Consider the following 17152-nt stretch of genomic DNA (forward strand, 5'->3'; position numbering starts at 1 on the left):
CTGCAGCAGCCCGGTGTCCCGGCCGCACATGCTGCGCAACACCCGCAGTACCGAGCCGCACCGGGTAGGCCCGGCAGCTGCCCGTGCCGCCCGTCACTGCATCCCGCATCGCCACTATTGAGGTTCCGCCATGCCCGAAACACCCCGCGCCACGTCCCGTACGGCCTGGAAGTCCGCCGCCACGGCCGCCCTGACCCTCGCAGGTCTCACCCTCTCCCTCGTCTCCGCTGCCCCCGCGACCGCTGCCTCGCTCGGCACGTGGGACAAGGTCGCCCAGTGCGAGTCCAGCGGGAACTGGCAGATCAACACCGGCAACGGCTACTACGGCGGCGTGCAGATCTACCTGCCCACGTGGAACGCCTACGGCGGCCGCGAATACGCCACTTACCCGCACCAGGCCACCAAGCAGCAGCAGATCCTGATAGCCGAGAAGATCCTCGCCGGGCAGGGTGCGGGCGCCTGGGGAAGCTGCGGGGCGAGCGCCGGCCTTGGCGGTGACCACGCCGACCCCTACCCCACCACCCCGCCCGCGCCGGTCGGCATGGTCCACCTGACGGCCGCGGACTTCACCGGTGATGGCAGAAAGGACCTGGTCGGCGTCGAATCGGCCACCGGGAAGCTGTGGCTCTACCCCGGCAAGGGCGACGGCGCCTTCGGCGACCGTGTCCAGATCGGTACCGGCTGGAACGCCATGAGCAAGCTCGCCGCCGCCGACTACACCGGCGACGGCAAGGCCGACCTGCTCGCCGTCGAGAACTCCACCGGGAATCTCTTCCTCTACCCGGGCACCGGCAGCGCGGTCGGCATGAACACCCTGGGTGCCCGGACCCAGATCGGCTCCGGCTGGGGCGGCATGCGGGACCTCACCGCGATCGACGTGAACAAGGACGGCAAGCCGGATCTGGTTGCCGTGGACACCAACGGCAGCCTGTGGGCCTACCCGGGTACCGGGTCCCTCGCGGGCAGCAGCACCCTGGGCGGCCGCGTCCAGATCGGCACCGGCTGGAACAGCATGGCCGAGCTGGCGAGCCCCGGCGACCTCGACTCGGACGGCAAGGCCGACCTCGTCGCCGTCGACCCGGCCGGCGCGCTGTGGAAGTACCCCGGCACCGGCGCCCTCAACGGCAGCAACACCTTCGGGGCCCGCAACCAGATCGGTTCCGGCTGGAACAGCATGCACCAGCTGGTCGGCGCCGACTTCAACAACGACGGCAAGGGTGATCTGGACGCCGTCCAGGCACAGGCCGGTTCCACCGGCGGCCTCTACTTCTACCCCGGCAACGGCAGCGGCGGCCTCGCCGACCGCGCCCGGATCGGCACCGGCTGGTAGCCGCGCCACCCGCACCGACTTCGCTACGCCTGCACCGCTCGCGCGGCAGTCCGCCGCGCCGCTTCCGGACTTTCACGCTTTCAGATTTCAGGAGACCCGTCATGTCCACGTTCGCAGCCAAGTTGAAGAAGACCAGCGTCGCCACCCTGGTCGTCGCCGCCGCGGTCACCGGTCTGGGCATCGCCGGACCGGCCGCTGCCCCGGCCCATGCGGCCGGCACCTCCGCCGTCGGGGGCGAGATCACCACCGCAGAGGTCATGTCCCGTGCCCAGTACTGGGTCGACCGCGCCGTTCCGTACAGCCAGTCTGACTACGACCCGGACCCGCAGGGCCGCAATTACCGCCAGGACTGCTCCGGGTTCGTCTCGATGGCCTGGCACCTGAACACCAGCCTCACCACCTGGACGCTGCCGCAGGTCGCCACCCGACTGTCCAGCCTGGACGAGCTGCAGCCCGGCGACATGCTCGACAACATAGACTCCCACGTCGTGCTCTTCGGCGGCTGGGCCGACTCGGGCCGCACCACGGCGAAGGTCTGGGAAGAGGCCCACCAGGGCACCACCGCCCGCGTCAACTCGTCCTATTACACCCGCAGTTACATCAACAACCACGGCTTCCGCCCCTACCGCTACACCAAGATCGTGGAGTCCAAGCCGACTCCGAAGGACGTCGGCATGACCAACCTCACCGGCGGCGACTTCGGCGGTGACGGCAAGGCCGACGTGGTCGCGGTCGAAGCGTCCAGCGGCAAGCTGTTCTCCTACCCGGGCATCGGCGGCGGCCGGCTCGGCGACCGCGTCCAGGCCGGCACCGGCTGGAACACGATGAGCGAACTGACCTCCGGCTACTTCACCGGCTCGGGCAAGCTGGACCTCGCGGCCGTCGACAACGACGGAGTGCTGTGGATCTACCCGGGCAACGGCAACGGCACCTTCGGCAACCGCATCAAGGCGGGCACCGGTTGGGACGGCATGCACGACCTGGCGGGCGCCGACCTCAACAAGGACGGCAAGAGCGACCTGGTGGCCGTCGAGTCCTCCACCGGCAAGCTCTACGCCTACCCGGGCAACGGCAACGGCACCTTCGGCAACCGCGTCCAGATCGGCTCCGGCTGGAACGGCATGGACCAGATCGTCAGCCCCGGCGACATGAACAAGGACGGCAACGCCGACATCGTGGCCCGTGAGGTCTCCACCGGCAACCTGTACGTCTACCCGGGCACCGGCGCCATCAACGGCACCAACACCCTCGGCTCCCGTACCCAGATCGGCTCCGGCTGGGACTCGATGACCAACCTGGTCAGCGGCGACTTCAACGGTGACGGCATCGGCGACGTGGATGCCGTCCAGGCCAAGGTCGGCGAGACCGGCACCTTCTACAGCTACCCGGGCACCGGCGCCATCAACGGCACCAACACCCTCGGCTCCCGTACCCAGATCGGCACCGGCTGGTAATCCCGCCGCAAGGCCCCCGACCGCCGCTCTCCGAAGGGCCGCCACCGCACCCACACCGCGGTGGCGGCCCCGCCTGCTCCCCGCCACTCTCCGGGAACCGACCCGGCCGATGAAAGGACCAGTGCCGCCATGGCACGCCGACACCTCCTCCGCAGGACCCGCGCCCGAGGGCGAGGCGCCGCGGTGGCGGGCGTGATGGCGCTCGCCTCCCTGGCCACCGGCGGCCACGCCGTCGCCGGGACGGCTCCCGACGGGACCACCGCCACCTACAACAGCATCACCCGGACAAGCACCGACGGAATGGGGCTGCAATCGGACAACGGCCGTGAGGCGCGCCGGGTCTCCGCCTTCGCATCCGCCCACCCCGCACTGGGACGGATCGCAACAGTCGACGTCCTCGCCGACACCTCCGGCGCCGGCGCGGGCCGCACCCTCTGCCACCCCACCAACATCGCGGGCGCCCAGGGCTTCTGCTGGTCCGCCGCGGACGACAACACCGGCTCCTGGATCCCGCAAGGGCTCACCGGCTCCGGTGAATCCCCCCGGTCACAGGCCCTGGTCAACGGCCGCAAGGTGCTCATCACCAGTTGGTACGGCGCTTCCGGGACCGAGCGGGTCACCCTCGCCGATGTGACGGACCCGGCCCATGTCACCTATCGGCACGTCCAGTTGGCCGCCCTCGACGACACAGGCGACAACTTCGTCCCGATCACCGGCGGACATGCCCACGCGGCGGTCTGGGCCGGCAGCAGGCTGTACGTGGCGAGCACCGGCAGCCGCATCGACGTCTTCGACCTGAACGAGATCTGGAAGATGGACGTCACCACCGACACCTCGTTCGGCATGGACGCGAAGGGCAAGGCCCACGGCGCGGGCCACCGCTACGTCCTGCCACGCGTCGGCACCTACACCTCCACGGGCCAGGGCACAGGCTGCGGCTCGTACGCCGGTGTCCCGCAGCGCCCCTGCATCACCGCGGCCTCGCTCGACCTCAGCGGTTCGCAGCCCGCCCTGGTCACCGCCGAGGGCGACCCGGGCAAGGTCGAGGGGCAGTTCGGCAAGGCCACCGCTCCCGTCGTCCGCTGGCCCATCGACCCGGCCACCGGCGTCCTCAAGGCCGACGCCGGCGGGCGCGTGCGCGCCCATGAAGCCTTCGCGTCCCCGATGGGCGGTACGCAGGGCATCGCCATGAACAACGGCCGGTTCGTCCTCTCGGGCCCCTGCCCGGAGTTCGTGCCCGCCGAGCACCAGCCGGACCCGGAGCACATCCGGAATTTCCCGGGCTGCCTCTATCACGCCCGGCCGGGCGAGCCCGTACGCCTGGTGACCAGGACCCCCACCAATCCGGAGAACCTCTCCTACTGGCCCGGCACCGACCAGCTCTGGACGGTCAACGAGTCCACCGGCGAACGCGTCGTCGTCAACACGCCCTGGCCCAAGGATCCCGCGCCGGTCGGCATGGTCCACCTGACGGCCGCGGACTTCACCGGTGATGGCAGGAAGGACCTGATCGGCGTCGAATCGGCCACCGGAAAGCTGTGGCTCTACCCCGGCAAGGGCGACGGCACCTTCGGCGACCGTGTCCAGATCGGCACCGGCTGGAACGCCATGAGCAAGCTCGCCGCCGCCGACTACACCGGCGACGGCAAAGCCGACCTGCTCGCCGTGGACTCGGCCACCGGCGACCTGTACGTGTACTTGGGCACCGGCACGGCGAACGGCATGAACACCCTCGGTGTCCGGACCCGGATCGGCACCGGCTGGAGCAGCATGCGCGAGCTGACCGCCATCGACATCAACGACGACGGCAGGGCCGACCTCCTGGCCGTCGACGCCGACGGCGCGCTCTGGGCCTACCCGGGCGCCGGGTCCCTCGCAGGCGGCAACACCCTCGGCAACCGCGTCCGGATCGGTACCGGCTGGGACAGCATGGCCGAACTCACCAGCCCCGGCGACCTGAACGCCGACGGCAGGGCCGACCTCGTCGCGGTGGACCGCTCCGGTGCCCTCTGGGCGTATCCGGGCACGGGCTCGCTCAACGCGAGCGACACGCTCGGCAGCCGAACCCGGATCGGTACCGGCTGGGACACCATGCGCCAGCTGGTCGGCGCCGACTTCGACAACGACGGCAAGGGCGACCTCGAAGCCGTCCAGGCCCCCGCCGGCTCCACCGGAGCCCTGTACTTCTACCCGGGCACGGGCAACACGGCCCTGGGGAGCCGCATCCAGACGGGCACGGGGTGGTAGCCGCTGCGTCGGCCGTGGGGGTTGATGGCGCTGTTTGCATGTCGACCATCCTCATCGGAACCCGATGCTCCTTGGCGCGGACACCTCGGTGCGGCTGCGGCCCCTGCCCTACCCGCAACGCGCTCTTTGCTTGCCAGGTTTGCCGTTTCCTACCCGCACGCCGGCGGCGAGGGCATCGCCCCGGCCCACGGTGCCCTCGTCGACCTCGTTCGCGACGCAGCGTCCTCGTGCGGCCGGAGCCGGAGAGGAGGGCGAGGGCGGTGTCCCTCGCGTGAGCGACCCGCCGGCCGGATCTCGAAGGCCGCAGACGCGCCTCGTGCCGGCCTGGTCGCGGGGGGCCGGAGCGCAACCCGCGTGGACGAGCCCCCGGGTGTGAGCATGCTCGATCGCGCCGTGCGGCCGATGAGCATGCCCGGGCCCCGGTCGGGCGGCGAATCAGCGCAGTCCGGCGAAGAGATCGTTCTCGGGTATGGCCGCGCCGGTGGCGTCCTGGACGCGTACGAAGGTCTCCATGCCCATCAACTCGCCGAACCTCTCCTTGCCCATCTTGAGGAAGAAGATGCTCTCGCCCTGACTGGCGTGCGCGGCCAGCGCGTCGAACTTCTGGCCGCTGAACGCGGTGGTGTCCACCCACGTGGTGATTTCATCGTCGGGAAGGCCGATCTCGGCCATCGCGGCGGCCTCGGCAGGATCCGGCTCCGGCACGTCCTCGTGAAACTCGCGCACGGCCTCACCGAACCGCTGCATCATCGAGTGGGGCATCGTCGTCCAATACACCTTCGGTGTCAGCGCGGTCAGCTTCAGCGCCGCCATCGTGATGCGGTGGGCCTGGATGTGGTCGGGGTGGCCGTAGAAGCCGTTCTCGTCGTAGGTGACGACCACATCGGGCCGGTAGTGCCGCATGAGCTCCGCGAGTCGGGCGGCGCCTTCCTCCACGGGGGTCTGCCAGAAGGAACCGGGGGCGTCGTTGCTCGGCCAGCCCATCATCCCGGAGTCGGCGTAGTCCAACATCTCCAGATCGCTGACCTTCAGGACGCCACAGCTCGCCTGGAGTTCCTGGCGGCGCATCAGGGCGACGGCCGCCGGATCGTGGCCGGGATCGCCCGGCTTGGCACCCCCCGGTCCGTCACCGCAACCGCCGTCGGTACACGTCACGAGAACCGTGCGGATGCCCTCCGCCGCATACCGCGCAAGGACCCCTCCGGTTCCGGTGGCCTCGTCGTCGGGGTGGGCGTGCACCGCCATGAGCGTCAACGGCCGGTCGGTCATGAAACAGTCCTCCTGCGGAATTACGTCTTGGTCCGAGTGCGCGGCGGGTGTACCGCGATCCCGGGGCCCGGTCCTATCGGGGCGGACGACCTTGCGGTCTCCGCGGTCCCCGCCCGTGCGGCACCGGTCCCTCGGTCGATGCAACAGCGTCGGCGGGGCCGGCTGTTCCCGGTCGACACCTCGGATCACGGGACGGTCGTCCGACGGAGGTCCCTCACCTCTCACCTGCTATCACGCGCGTCTCACCCACACCGTCGATGCATCTGGACCACAAGGCCCGAGGGCTTTCCCGGCATCCGAGGGGAGAGACCGAGATCCGGACCAGGCACGGCCCAACGCGCCGCCGACGAGCGCCCCTTCCGTCGTTTCAGCAGGTCAGCACTACGCGGGCACCGCACCACCGACAGACCAAGAACCTTCGGGTGTCGTACTCGCCGAAGAAGCTCGGGTTCTTCCAGAGCCGCGAGAAGGGGCGCCTGACCGGGGGATTTTCCCGTCAGGCGCGTTCTTTCGGGCCGCTGGGGCCGGGAGTTCGGGAGGGGTGGCGGATCAGGCCGGTGCGTTTGACGGTCGCCAGGAGCGGGGTGCTGTCGAGGGCGGTGACGCCGTCCAGGGGGCCGACGGCGTCGGTGTGGCCCGGCCGTCCTCGGTGAGCGCCGTGATCAGCGCGGTGTCGAGGTCGAGGGCCGTGCGGGACTGCGCGGTCACCCCCGACGACTACGCGGCGCTGCTGGCCGCCCGGGAGGCGGGGGCGCTGAGCACCCGGGTGCGGTCCCTGATCTCGGCGCTCGGCCTGACCTCCGCGGCCCAGGTCGAGGAGCTGCTCGACGCCATGGCGGACTGGCGCCACGGCTGCGACCCGTGGCTGTCGGTATGGGGCGTGAAGTTCGGCCTCGACGGCGGGCTGGAGGCCGGGGCCACCGAAGAGCCCTACGCCTGCGACCACACCTTCGCTGGAACGCTGACGTGGGAACCCGACGCACTGGTTGAGGCCGTGGAGGCGGTGGTCCGCCGTGGTTGGCGGGTCGGCACGCACGCCTACGGCGATCGCGCGGTCCGCGTCCTGCTGGACGTCTACGAGCGCGTCCTCGAACGCCACCCCGGCCTGCCCGCCGGCACGTTGGTGATGGAGCACGGCGGCCTGGCCGGCCCGGAACAGCGTGCCCGCGCCGTCGCGCTGGGCATCCCTGTCACCCTCCAGCAGCCGTTGCTGCACGACACCGCCGAGGTGGAGTTGGGGTTCTGGGGCCCGGAGCGTGTCGCGCGCCTCTTTCCCGCCCGCGGCTGGCTCGACCAGGGCGCCCTGGTCGCCGCCGGATCCGACTTCCCCGTCGGCCGGTTCGGCGCGATGCGCTCCGTCTGGGGCATGACCACCCGGCAGACCGTCATCGGCGTCCAGGGCCCCGAGCACGCCATCAGCTACGACGAGGCCGTCGCCCTGCACACCACCCAGGCCGCCCGCCTGCTCGGCGAGGAGCACCTGCGCGGCTCCCTCACCCCGGGCCGCCTGGCCGACCTCACGATCTGGGACCGGGACCCCGTCCACTGCCCCGCCGACGCCCTGCGCGACCTCGACCCCACCCACACCCTCATCGGCGGTCGTCCGGTCACGGCCGCACCGGCCGGCACGCGGTAGCAGGCCGCGCCCCGGGCAGGGGCGGCCGGTGCCGACAGGCCCTCTGGTTCACGCACGAGGTCGAAGTGATGATGGGTGCGACACGACGCCAAGGGGCGTGACGACCACGCGTGAGGAGAAGCCATGCCGACAGCTCCGCCGCCGTTCGACCCCGAACTCGCCGCGAGCCTGGAGTCGATGAAGGACGTGCTCACGACCGGCCTGTCCGTCGAGGACATCGAAGCCCTCCGCAACGGCCCGGGGGCGGACCCGATGGCCGAGGTCGACCTGACCATGGACGGGGCCTTCCACGTCGAGGACCGGTGGGCGCCCGGGCCCGCGGACGGCCCGGACGTCTCCCTCCTGATCTGCCGCCCCACCAGGCCGGCACCCGCGCGCCCCCGCCCGCTCCTGTACTACGTGCACGGCGGCGGCATGGTCGTCGGAAACAACAGGGACGGTATGACCGTGCCGCTGGCCCTGGCCGACGAACTGGACGCGGTCGTCGTCTCGGTGGAGTACCGGCTGGCACCGGAGCATCCGCACCCCGCGCCGATCGAGGACGTCTACGCCGGGCTGGTCTGGACGGCGGAGCACGCCGCGGAACTCGACGCCGACGCGGGCCGGATCGTGGTCGCGGGCACCAGCGCGGGCGGCGGTCTCGCCGCGGCGCTGGCGCTGCTCACCCGCGACCGCAAGGGCCCGCGGCCGATCGGTCAGTTGCTGATGTGCCCCATGCTGGACGACCGCAACGACACCCCGTCCGCCCACCAGATGGCGGGCATCGGCGTCTGGGACCGTTCGGCCAACGAAACCGGCTGGACGGCGCTGCTCGGCGCCTCGCGCGGCGGCCCGGACGTGTCCCCGTACGCCGCGCCCGCCCGCGCCGAGGACCTCACGGGCCTGCCGCCGGCTTTCCTGGACGTCGGCACCGCGGAGACCTTCCGCGACGAGGTCGTCGCCTACGCCAACCGCATCTGGCAGGCGGGCGGCGTGGCCGAACTGCACGTCTGGCCCGGCGGCTTCCACGGATTCGCCGACCTGGTCCCGCGGGCGCGGCTGTCCCGGGCGGCCCTGGCCGCGCATCTGAACTGGCTGCGCAGGCTCTTGGGCGCGGGCAGCGGCGAGTGACGCGGGGCCGGGCGGCGCTCCACTGCTCCGGCGCTTCCGTGCTCCAGCGCGTCAGTGCTTCAGCACGACGACGGCCTCGTCCGTGTATGTCAGGAAGGTCAGCGTCTCCTGGAAGTACAGCTCGATGGTGCTCGCGTCATGGGAGGCGTAGCCGATGGCCAGGTCCTGGCCGAGGTGGAGTGCGAAGTCACCGCCCCGGGTGGACAGGGCGAAGGCGCCGCTGAGCGCCGGCGCCCAGATCGGGGCGCCGTCCAGCATCCGGGTCAGGTGCGCCGCGATCGGGTAACCGTGGTCGGAGGTCTCGCTCACCGCCCGGTACTCGTCGGCGCCCAGCAGCAGGGCATACGGGCCGTCCACTCCGGCGAGGCGCAGCGACGTCAGTGCGCGGCTGACCGTGTCGGGGTACTCACGCGGCCGACGGGAAGGCTCAGCATCGGGTTCGACGTGCGGTTCCGCAGCCCGTCGACGCCCGCCGCCGGGTAGCCGTCGAAGATCGCCCGGTCCTCGGCGAACGCCATGGCGCGCCGCGTCCTTCACGGGCTGCCAGTCGGAGTGGTGCGAGCCGCGCTCGACGTCGTCCACGGCGGCCCGGCCGACGGAGAACGGCACCCGCAGTTCGACCAGCGGTCTGGCCTCCCGCAGGCGCGCCGTGACGCCGGGGGCCGGCGGGGCGATCTCCGTGAGGTGGCCGGTGCCGACGGCGGCGAGGCCCGGACCCACCGGTCGGGCACATCGACGACCCGCCGGCCCGCGACGAGGCGCCGGAAGGTGCGCCGGCGCCGTCGGTGCCGGGAATTCCTCCGTTCCGGAGGCGGTGCCGGCCTTCCGGATGCGGCACCGGGCGTCGTGCGTTGTCGTCGTCCCGCACCAGCGCCCCGAACAGCACCCCGAGCACGTGATAGGCGCTCCTTATCACCCCAGAAGAAACACCTCTTTGACTTCCTTCCGCGGGCGAACGGAGACTGATGCGGCGGCGGATCAGAAAGCGTCCGGAAAGGGCGAATTCAGGCGCCCGGCGCCCTGCTCCGCCGACCGGCGCCGCCCTGTGCGCCGGACGCATCAGCAGGGGGCGCAAGGGGGGGCCGAGCAGGCCATGGGCACCATCGAAGGCCCGATCGAGGATCCGGTGGACGACCTGTCGGTGACGGCGCCGAAGACGTGGGCGACCGGGGTGCCCGCGGTCGCCCACGCACTGGAGTACTCGCTGTCCCAGACGTCGGTGCGACGCACCGCGCTGACGCTGCTGAACATCAATCAGGCCAAGGGATTCGACTGCCCCGGCTGCGCCTGGCCGGAGCCCGCGGCCGGAAAGCGGCACCGCAACGAGTACTGCGAGAACGGCGCCAAGCACATCAACGACGAGGCCACCTCGCGGCGCGTCACCGCCGCGTTCTTCCGCGCCCACTCCGTGGCCGACCTGGGCCGTCGGTCCGACTACTGGCTCAATCAGCAGGGCCGACTGACCGAGCCGATGGTCAAGCGCCCGGGCGCCGACCACTACGAGCCGATCGGCTGGGACGCGGCCCTGGACCTGGTCGCCCGCGAGCTGCGGGCGCTGGACTCCCCCGACGAGGCGCTGTTCTACACCTCCGGGCGGCTCAACAACGAGGCCGCCTTCCTCCTCCAGCTGTTCGCCCGCGCCTACGGCACCAACAACCTGCCCGACTGTTCCAACATGTGCCACGAGTCCAGCGGGTCCGCCCTCCAGGAGACGCTGGGCATCGGCAACGGCAGCGTCTCGCTGGACGACATCCACCACGCCGACCTGGTCTTCGTGGTGGGGCAGAACCCCGGCACCAACCACCCCCGGATGCTCACCGCCCTTGAGGAGACCAAGCGCAACGGCGGGAAGGTCGTCGCGGTCAACACACTGCCCGAGGCCGGCCTGATCCGCTTCAAGCACCCGCAGAAGGCGCGCGGTGTGATCGGCCGCGGCACCCCGATCGCCGACCGGTTCCTGCAGATCCGCGCCGGTGGCGACCTCGCCCTGTTCCAGGCCCTGAACCGGCTGCTGCTGGAGGCCGAGGACGCCGCGCCGGGCACCGTGCTCGACCACGACTTCGTACGGGCCCACACCACCGGCTTCGCCGACTTCGCCGGGCACGTCCGCAAGACCTCCTGGGACGACGTCCGGGCCGCCACCGGGCTGGCCCGCGAGGAGATCGAGGAGGTGCACCGGCTGGTCCTGGCGAGCAGGAGCGAGATCGTCTGCTGGGCGATGGGGCTGACCCAGCACAAGCACGGCGTGCCCACCATCCGCGAGGTCGTCAACTTCCTGATGCTGCGCGGGAACCTCGGCCGCCGCGGGGCGGGTGTGTGCCCGGTGCGCGGCCACAGCAATGTGCAGGGCGACCGCACCATGGGCGTGTGGGAGCGGATGCCGCGGGAGTTCCTCGACGCACTGGGCCGCGAGTTCGGCTTCACCCCGCCCACCCGGCACGGGCTGGACTCGGTCGACGGCATCCGCGCCATGCGCGACGGCACGGCCACGGTCTTCCTGGGCGTCGCCGGCAACTTCGTACGGGCCAGCCCCGACAGCGACGTCACCGAGGCGGCCATGCGGCGGTGCCGGCTCACGGCCCACGTCTCCACCAAGCTGAACCGGTCGCACACCGTGTGCGGCGACACCGCCCTGATCCTGCCGACCCTGGGCCGCAGCGACCGGGACGTGCAGGCCACGGGCGTGCAGTTCTACACCGTCGAGGACTCCATGAGCGAGGTCCACGCCTCCCGCGGCAAGCTGCCGCCCGCCTCCCCGCACCTGCTCAGCGAGGTCGCGATCATCGCCCGGCTGGCCCGCCGGACCCTGGGCGCCGATCCGGCCGTCCCCTGGGAGGAGTTCGAGGCGGACTACGGCACCATCCGCGACCGGATCGCCCGCGTCGTGCCCGGCTTCGAGGACTTCAACGCCCGGGTGGCGGCGCCCGGCGGCTTCCGGCTGCCCAACCCCGTCAACCGGCGGGTCTTCCGCACCCCGAGCGGCAAGGCCGTCTTCACCCGCAACGCCTTCACGATGCCGCACGTCCCCACGGGCCATCTGCTGCTGCAGACCCTGCGCTCGCACGACCAGTGGAACACCGTCCCGTACGCGCCGAACGACCGCTACCGCGGCATCCCCCACGCCCGCCGGGTCGTCCTCGTCAACCCCGCCGACCTGGACGCCCTCGGCCTCGCCGACCGCGCCCCGGTGGACCTGGTGAGCGTATGGCACGACGGTGTGGAGCGCCGCGCAGAGGGGTTCGTGGCGGTCTCCTACCCCACGGCGCGCGGCTCGGCCGCCGCCTACTACCCGGAGACCAACGTCCTGGTCCCCCTCGACAGCGTGGCCGACATCAGCAACACGCCCACCTCGAAGGGGGTCCTGGTCCGGTTGGTCCCCGCCGGTCGTCCTCGCCCCCGGCGTGGCCGCCCCCGACGCCTCGTTGGAGCGCCATGTCTACACCACCTCCTCCTGCGGGCTGTGCGGCAGGGCCAGCCTGGACGCGGTGCGCACCGCGGCGGCCTGGAGCGTCGCCGAAGATCCGCTGCGGACCTCTCCGGAGGTGCTGGCGGCCCTGCCCGACCGGCTGCGGGCGGCCCAGCGGGTGTTCGAGCGCACCGGCGGCCTGCATGCTGCACTTCGCGCGCGCCGCGCGGTCCTGCTACGTCTCCCAGCCGGCCCTGTCCGAGGCGATCCGCAAGCTGGAGAACGAGCTGGACGTGCTGCTGGTCCGGCGCGGCCGGACCTTCGGGGGCCTGACCCCCGAAGGCGAGCGCATCGTGCTGTGGGCGCAGCGGATCCTGGCCGACCGCGACGCCCTCAAGGACGAGGTCGACGCCCTGCGCACCGGCCTCGGCGGGCGCCTGCGGATCGGTTCGGTCCCGACCGCCTCGGGCGCCGTCTCGCAGCTCACCGGACCGTTCTGCGCCGCGCATCCGCTCGTCACCGTGGAGGTGCTGGCGGACCTGCGCGCCGAGGACATCCTGCACCGGGTGCGGAACTTCGAGATCGACGCCGGCATCACCTATCTGGACCCGCGCCTCGCCGAGAGCTTCCACACGGTCGCCCTCTACGAGGAGCGGTACGTGCTGCTGACCGGCGTGGCCGACAAGCTCGCCCGCCGTCCCACCACGACCTGGACCGAGGCGTCCCGCCTGCCGCTGTGCCTGCTGACCACGAGCATGCAGGGACGGCGGGTGCTGGACGACGTCTTCGCCGGCCTGGGCCTGCGGCCGACGCCGCGGGTCGAAACGGATTCGGTGGCCTCGCTGTTCGCCCACGTCAGGGCCGGCCGGTGGGCCAGCATCGTGCCGTACGCCTGGCTGCACGTGTTCGGCGTCCCGCACGGCATGCAGGCCGTGCCGCTGGTGGAGCCCGACCACAGCGCGCCCATCGGCCTGGTGGCCGCCGCTCGGGAGCCGGGCTCGGTGATCGCCCGCGCCCTGGTGGAGACGGCGCGGCGCACCGACACCGCGGCGGTCCTGGAGCGCCTCGCGCACCCTCCGGGCTCCTGATGCCCCGCGCGGGCCCCTCGTCCTTCGTATGCCGCCGCGGTGGGACCGGGGCACCCTGGAGGTATGGTCCGCGCCAACGAAGAGGTCGAGGCGCTGCTCCAGGAGTACGCCGACCTCATCGCGATCAGTGGTGGTGACGCCTTCAAGGCCCGGGCGTACGAGAAGGCCGCCCGGGCCATCGGGGGCCATCCCGCCGACGTCTCGAAGCTCGACGTGCCGGGGCTGCGGGAGATTCCGCACGTCGGGGCGTCGATCGCGGAGAAGGTGGTGGAGTACCTGCGGTCCGGTCGGGTCTCGGTGATCGAGGAGACCAGGGCGGCGATCCCGGCGGGGGTGCGGGAGTTGATCACCATCCCCACGCTGGGCCCGAAGAAGGCCATGGTGCTCTACGAGGACCTCGGCATCACCTCGGTGGACCAGCTGCTGGACGCCGTCCACGCGCAGCGGTTGCGGGATCTGAAGGGGTTCGGCGAGAAGACCGAGGAGAACATCCTGCACGGCATCTCGCTGCTCCAGAAGGCGGGCGACGGGCGGATCCTGATCAGTGCCGCGATGGACGTCGCCGAGCAGATCACCGCGGAGCTGTCCCGGATCACCGGGTGCGGGCGGTGTGCCTACGCGGGGTCGCTGCGCCGGATGCGGGAGACGATCGGGGACATCGACATCCTGGTGGCGGCCGAGCGGTCCGCGCCGTTCATGACCGCGCTGGCGGAGCTCCCGTCCACCGCCGAGGTCATCGCGCACGGCGCGAAGAAGACCTCGATCCGCACCACCAACGGCCTCCAGGTGGATCTGCGGGTGCTGCCGCCCGCCTCCTGGGGCGCGGGGCTCCAGTACTTCACGGGGGCCAAGGCGCACAACATCCGCACCCGTGCGATCGCGGTGCGGCACGGTCTCAAGCTGTCCGAGTACGGGCTGTTCGACAGCGGGAGCGGGGAGTTGGTCGCCTCGGAGACGGAGGAGGAGATCTACGCCCGGCTGGGGCTGCCGTGGATCGCGCCGCCGCTGCGCGAGGACCGGGGCGAGGTCGCCGCCGGCCTACGGGGCGAGCTGCCCGACCTGGTGACCGAGGGCGACATCCGGGGCGATCTGCACACCCACACCGACCTCACCGACGGCCTGTCCCCGCTGGCGGAGATGGTCGCCGCGGCCGCCGCCCGGGGCTACAAGTACTACGCGGTCACCGACCACGCCCCGAACCTCTCCATGCAGCGGATGACCGACGAGAAGATGCTCGCGCAGCGCGAAGCGGTGCGCGCCCTGGACCGCAGGCACCGCGGCATGCGGCTGCTGCACGGCACCGAACTCAACATCGGCCCGGACGGGGACGTCGACTGGCCCGATGCGTTCCTGGCGGAATTCGACCTCTGCGTGGCCTCGGTGCATTCACACTTCAATCAGAGTCGGCAGGCGCTCACCCGCCGCCTGGTGCGTGCCTGCGAGAATCCCCATGTCTCGATCATCGGGCATCCCACCACCCGTCTGATCGGTAAACGCCCGGGAATCGACGCGGACTTCGACGCGGTATTCGAAGCCTGTGCGCGGACCGGCACCGCGCTGGAAATCAACGCCCATCCCGAGCGGCTGGACCTGTGCGACGAGGACATCCTGCGGGCCAAGCGCCACGGCGTGAAATTCGCGGTGAACTCCGACGCCCACTCCACCACGCATCTGCCCTATATGCGCTACGGAGTCGGCACGGCTCAGCGCGGCTGGCTCACGAAGGACGACATCATCAACACCTGGCCGCTCACCGCACTGCGGCGTTTCCTGCGCGGCGGCGCCCGCCGGTCGTAGCAACCGGCCGGATCCGCCGCACCGTCAGGCGGGCTCGGCCGCCGCTTGCTGGCCGCGGGCCCGCCGGCGCACCCGGTCGAGCAGCGCCGCGGGGTCCGGTTCGGCCTGGAGACCGCGGAGCAGCAGCAGCCACAGATCGCCCAGGTGCTCCTCGATGTTGCGCCGCCCCTCCAGCGCGTCGGAGACGGTGTGCAGGCCGAAGAAGGCGCAGACGATGCCGTGCGCGGTGGCGGCGGGCGGCACTCCGACGGCGAGTTCGCCGTTGCGGTCGGCCTCTTCCAGCAGCTCGGTGACGGCTTCGATCCAGCCGAGGAACGGCGCCGGGAGCTGGGTCTCGATGGCCTTGCGCTCCGCCCAGAGGCGGGCCCCGGCGCGGACCACGATGTCGTCCCGGAACGCCCGGGCCACCTCGAAGCTCAGCCCGACGAGTTTCTCCAGGGCGGGCACTCCGGGCTGTCGATAGCGGCTGATCAACTGCGGCCAGGTGGCGAAGTGCTCCTCGACGATGGCGAGGGCGAGCTTCTCCTTGCTGGCGTAGTGGAAATAGATCGCGCCGCTGGTGCGGCCGGAATGCGCGCTGATATCGCTGATGCTCGTCCCGGCATAGCCCCGTTCGTCGAACAGGGTGGCGGCCGCTTCCAGCAGGAACCTACGCGTCGTCTTCGCCCGGGTCTGCACATGCCCCTCAGATGTCGTCCTCGTGCCAGCTGCAGGAAATCTACCGCGGTCGGCCACCGCCAATTCGCGATGCCGCCCGGCACTTCCCCACGGTGCGCATGTTCGAATTTCGATATTCCCTAGTCATATGAATACGTCACCTGTCGGCACGGTCGGCGGGCGCGGACCGCTCAGCTGGTCCCGCACCGTCGAGCGGGAGTTGGTGCACCGGACCTCCGTGGCGGAGGTCCTCCTCACGGACGTCCGGCGGGCGGACGCCGCGGACGCCTTCGAGGCGGCGGCGTCCTGGCCGCGCGCCCATACGACGTTCCCGCGCGACGGGTCGCAGCGGCACAGCCCGCTGGTCCTGGTGGAGACCCTGCGCCAACTCGGGCTGTACGTCCCGCTGCGGTTCCACGGGGTGCCGGCGGCGTGCCACGCGATCATCACCGACCTGTATTTCCGCCTGCGCCCGGAGAGCGAGCCGCCGGCCGGGCCCGGCGCGACCGAGATCACCTGCCGTGCCCGGGTGAGCGACGTCCGACGGGCCCGGGACGGCTCCGTCACCGGCCTGCGGCTGGACGTCGCCTTCGCCGCCCGCGGAGCGGTGTTCGGCCGGGGCGGCGGCGGGGTGCGGTTCGTGGACGGGGCGGGCTACGCCGCACTGCGGGCGAGGAGTGCGCCCGGGCCGACGTCACCCCTGCCCCGGACGACGGCACACCGGCCGGCAGCCGCCGCGCTGACGGTGAACCACCCCCAGGACGCGGTCCTCGCCGAGGACGGCGACGGGTTACTGGTGGCGCCGGCCGACCCGCTGCACCCGTTCCTCTTCGACCACCCCACCGACCACACGCCCGGGATCGTGCTGTTGGAGGCCGCGCGGCAGGCCGTGGCCCACCGCAGCCGGGGTGCGCTGGCCCGGCCGTGCGCCGGGCGCCTGAAGGCGGTCAGGTTCACCGAACTCACGCCGCCCGCACGGGTGCTGTGCATCGGTCACCACTCGACCTGGGTGTTCCGCGTCGTCCAGGACGGCACACCAACGGCCTATGGAACCCTCAGTTACCCATAGGGCATAAAATATGGACATTTATCGACCTATTGACCCTGCTGCGCGGTCGTCCGTAACGTAACGATCGTTATTTTCCGACGCCGAGCGCG

General features: G+C 71.6%; 11 protein-coding genes and 2 pseudogenes. 10 read left to right on the forward strand and 3 right to left on the reverse strand.

Annotated features, from left to right (window positions below; genetic code table 11):
* Nucleotides 1–130: 130 nt before the first annotated feature.
* The 3 genes from JNO44_RS38585 (at nucleotide 131) to JNO44_RS38595 (ending at nucleotide 5031) form a co-directional block, all read left to right on the forward strand.
* On the forward strand, nucleotides 131–1330 hold the full coding sequence (locus tag JNO44_RS38585; RefSeq protein WP_205368645.1) for an FG-GAP-like repeat-containing protein: 1200 nt from the start codon (nucleotides 131–133) through the stop codon (nucleotides 1328–1330).
* 101 nt (nucleotides 1331–1431) lie between these two features.
* Nucleotides 1432–2784: an FG-GAP repeat domain-containing protein gene (locus JNO44_RS38590; RefSeq protein ID WP_205368646.1), complete on the forward strand. Its 1353-nt coding sequence runs from the start codon at nucleotides 1432–1434 to the stop codon at nucleotides 2782–2784.
* Nucleotides 2785–2913: 129 nt separating this feature from the next.
* Nucleotides 2914–5031, forward strand: a complete 2118-nt coding sequence (locus JNO44_RS38595; protein WP_205368647.1) for an FG-GAP repeat domain-containing protein — start codon at nucleotides 2914–2916, stop codon at nucleotides 5029–5031.
* A 435-nt stretch (nucleotides 5032–5466) separates the two neighbouring features.
* Here the strand turns inward: JNO44_RS38595 and JNO44_RS38600 are convergent, their stop codons facing one another.
* Nucleotides 5467–6300: a PIG-L family deacetylase gene (locus JNO44_RS38600; protein WP_205368648.1), complete on the reverse strand. Its 834-nt coding sequence runs from the start codon at nucleotides 6298–6300 to the stop codon at nucleotides 5467–5469.
* A 541-nt stretch (nucleotides 6301–6841) separates the two neighbouring features.
* On the opposite strand from JNO44_RS38600, the gene JNO44_RS38605 reads away from it, so the two are divergent.
* Nucleotides 6842–7936, forward strand: a complete 1095-nt coding sequence (locus tag JNO44_RS38605) for an amidohydrolase (protein WP_240167860.1) — start codon at nucleotides 6842–6844, stop codon at nucleotides 7934–7936.
* A 123-nt stretch (nucleotides 7937–8059) separates the two neighbouring features.
* Nucleotides 8060–9046 (forward strand): alpha/beta hydrolase, encoded by a 987-nt coding sequence (locus JNO44_RS38610; protein WP_205368649.1) that lies wholly within the window; start codon nucleotides 8060–8062, stop codon nucleotides 9044–9046.
* 51 nt (nucleotides 9047–9097) lie between these two features.
* Here JNO44_RS38610 and JNO44_RS38615 read toward each other — a convergent pair whose 3' ends face one another.
* Entirely contained in the window at nucleotides 9098–9766 is a 669-nt protein-coding gene (locus JNO44_RS38615) for a family 1 encapsulin nanocompartment shell protein (protein ID WP_275695788.1), read from the reverse strand.
* A gap of 373 nt (nucleotides 9767–10139) precedes the next feature.
* Between JNO44_RS38615 and JNO44_RS38620 the strand changes: the two are divergent.
* From JNO44_RS38620 to polX, 4 genes and pseudogenes are all read left to right on the forward strand, one after another.
* A pseudogene (locus JNO44_RS38620) lies at nucleotides 10140–12425 on the forward strand (FdhF/YdeP family oxidoreductase); the annotation flags it as partial.
* 4 nt (nucleotides 12426–12429) lie between these two features.
* Nucleotides 12430–12663 (forward strand): annotated as a pseudogene (locus JNO44_RS45385) (formate dehydrogenase accessory sulfurtransferase FdhD); the annotation flags it as partial.
* Nucleotides 12656–13540: a LysR family transcriptional regulator gene (locus JNO44_RS38630; protein ID WP_205368650.1), complete on the forward strand. Its 885-nt coding sequence runs from the start codon at nucleotides 12656–12658 to the stop codon at nucleotides 13538–13540. The pseudogene JNO44_RS45385 and the gene JNO44_RS38630, both read left to right, overlap by 8 nt.
* Nucleotides 13541–13603: 63 nt before the next feature.
* Nucleotides 13604–15337, forward strand: a complete 1734-nt coding sequence (polX, locus tag JNO44_RS38635; RefSeq protein WP_205368651.1) for a DNA polymerase/3'-5' exonuclease PolX — start codon at nucleotides 13604–13606, stop codon at nucleotides 15335–15337.
* A 24-nt stretch (nucleotides 15338–15361) separates the two neighbouring features.
* Here the strand turns inward: polX and JNO44_RS38640 are convergent, their stop codons facing one another.
* Nucleotides 15362–16015: a ScbR family autoregulator-binding transcription factor gene (locus JNO44_RS38640; protein WP_205368652.1), complete on the reverse strand. Its 654-nt coding sequence runs from the start codon at nucleotides 16013–16015 to the stop codon at nucleotides 15362–15364.
* Nucleotides 16016–16142: 127 nt separating this feature from the next.
* On the opposite strand from JNO44_RS38640, the gene JNO44_RS38645 reads away from it, so the two are divergent.
* Nucleotides 16143–17063: a ScbA/BarX family gamma-butyrolactone biosynthesis protein gene (locus JNO44_RS38645; protein ID WP_205368653.1), complete on the forward strand. Its 921-nt coding sequence runs from the start codon at nucleotides 16143–16145 to the stop codon at nucleotides 17061–17063.
* Nucleotides 17064–17152 lie beyond the last annotated feature (89 nt).

Source organism: Streptomyces noursei (genome assembly GCF_016917755.1).
In the GTDB taxonomy this organism is placed as follows: domain Bacteria; phylum Actinomycetota; class Actinomycetes; order Streptomycetales; family Streptomycetaceae; genus Streptomyces; species Streptomyces yunnanensis.

Coding starts and splice junctions, on each gene's coding strand:
- JNO44_RS38600 (WP_205368648.1), bottom strand. CDS start 6,300: ATGACCGACCGGCCGTTGACGCTCATGGCGGTGCACGCCCACCCCGAC.
- JNO44_RS38595 (WP_205368647.1), top strand. CDS start 2,914: ATGGCACGCCGACACCTCCTCCGCAGGACCCGCGCCCGAGGGCGAGGC.
- JNO44_RS38645 (WP_205368653.1), top strand. CDS start 16,143: ATGAATACGTCACCTGTCGGCACGGTCGGCGGGCGCGGACCGCTCAGC.
- JNO44_RS38585 (WP_205368645.1), top strand. CDS start 131: ATGCCCGAAACACCCCGCGCCACGTCCCGTACGGCCTGGAAGTCCGCC.
- JNO44_RS38610 (WP_205368649.1), top strand. CDS start 8,060: ATGCCGACAGCTCCGCCGCCGTTCGACCCCGAACTCGCCGCGAGCCTG.
- JNO44_RS38590 (WP_205368646.1), top strand. CDS start 1,432: ATGTCCACGTTCGCAGCCAAGTTGAAGAAGACCAGCGTCGCCACCCTG.
- polX (WP_205368651.1), top strand. CDS start 13,604: ATGGTCCGCGCCAACGAAGAGGTCGAGGCGCTGCTCCAGGAGTACGCC.
- JNO44_RS38630 (WP_205368650.1), top strand. CDS start 12,656: ATGCTGCACTTCGCGCGCGCCGCGCGGTCCTGCTACGTCTCCCAGCCG.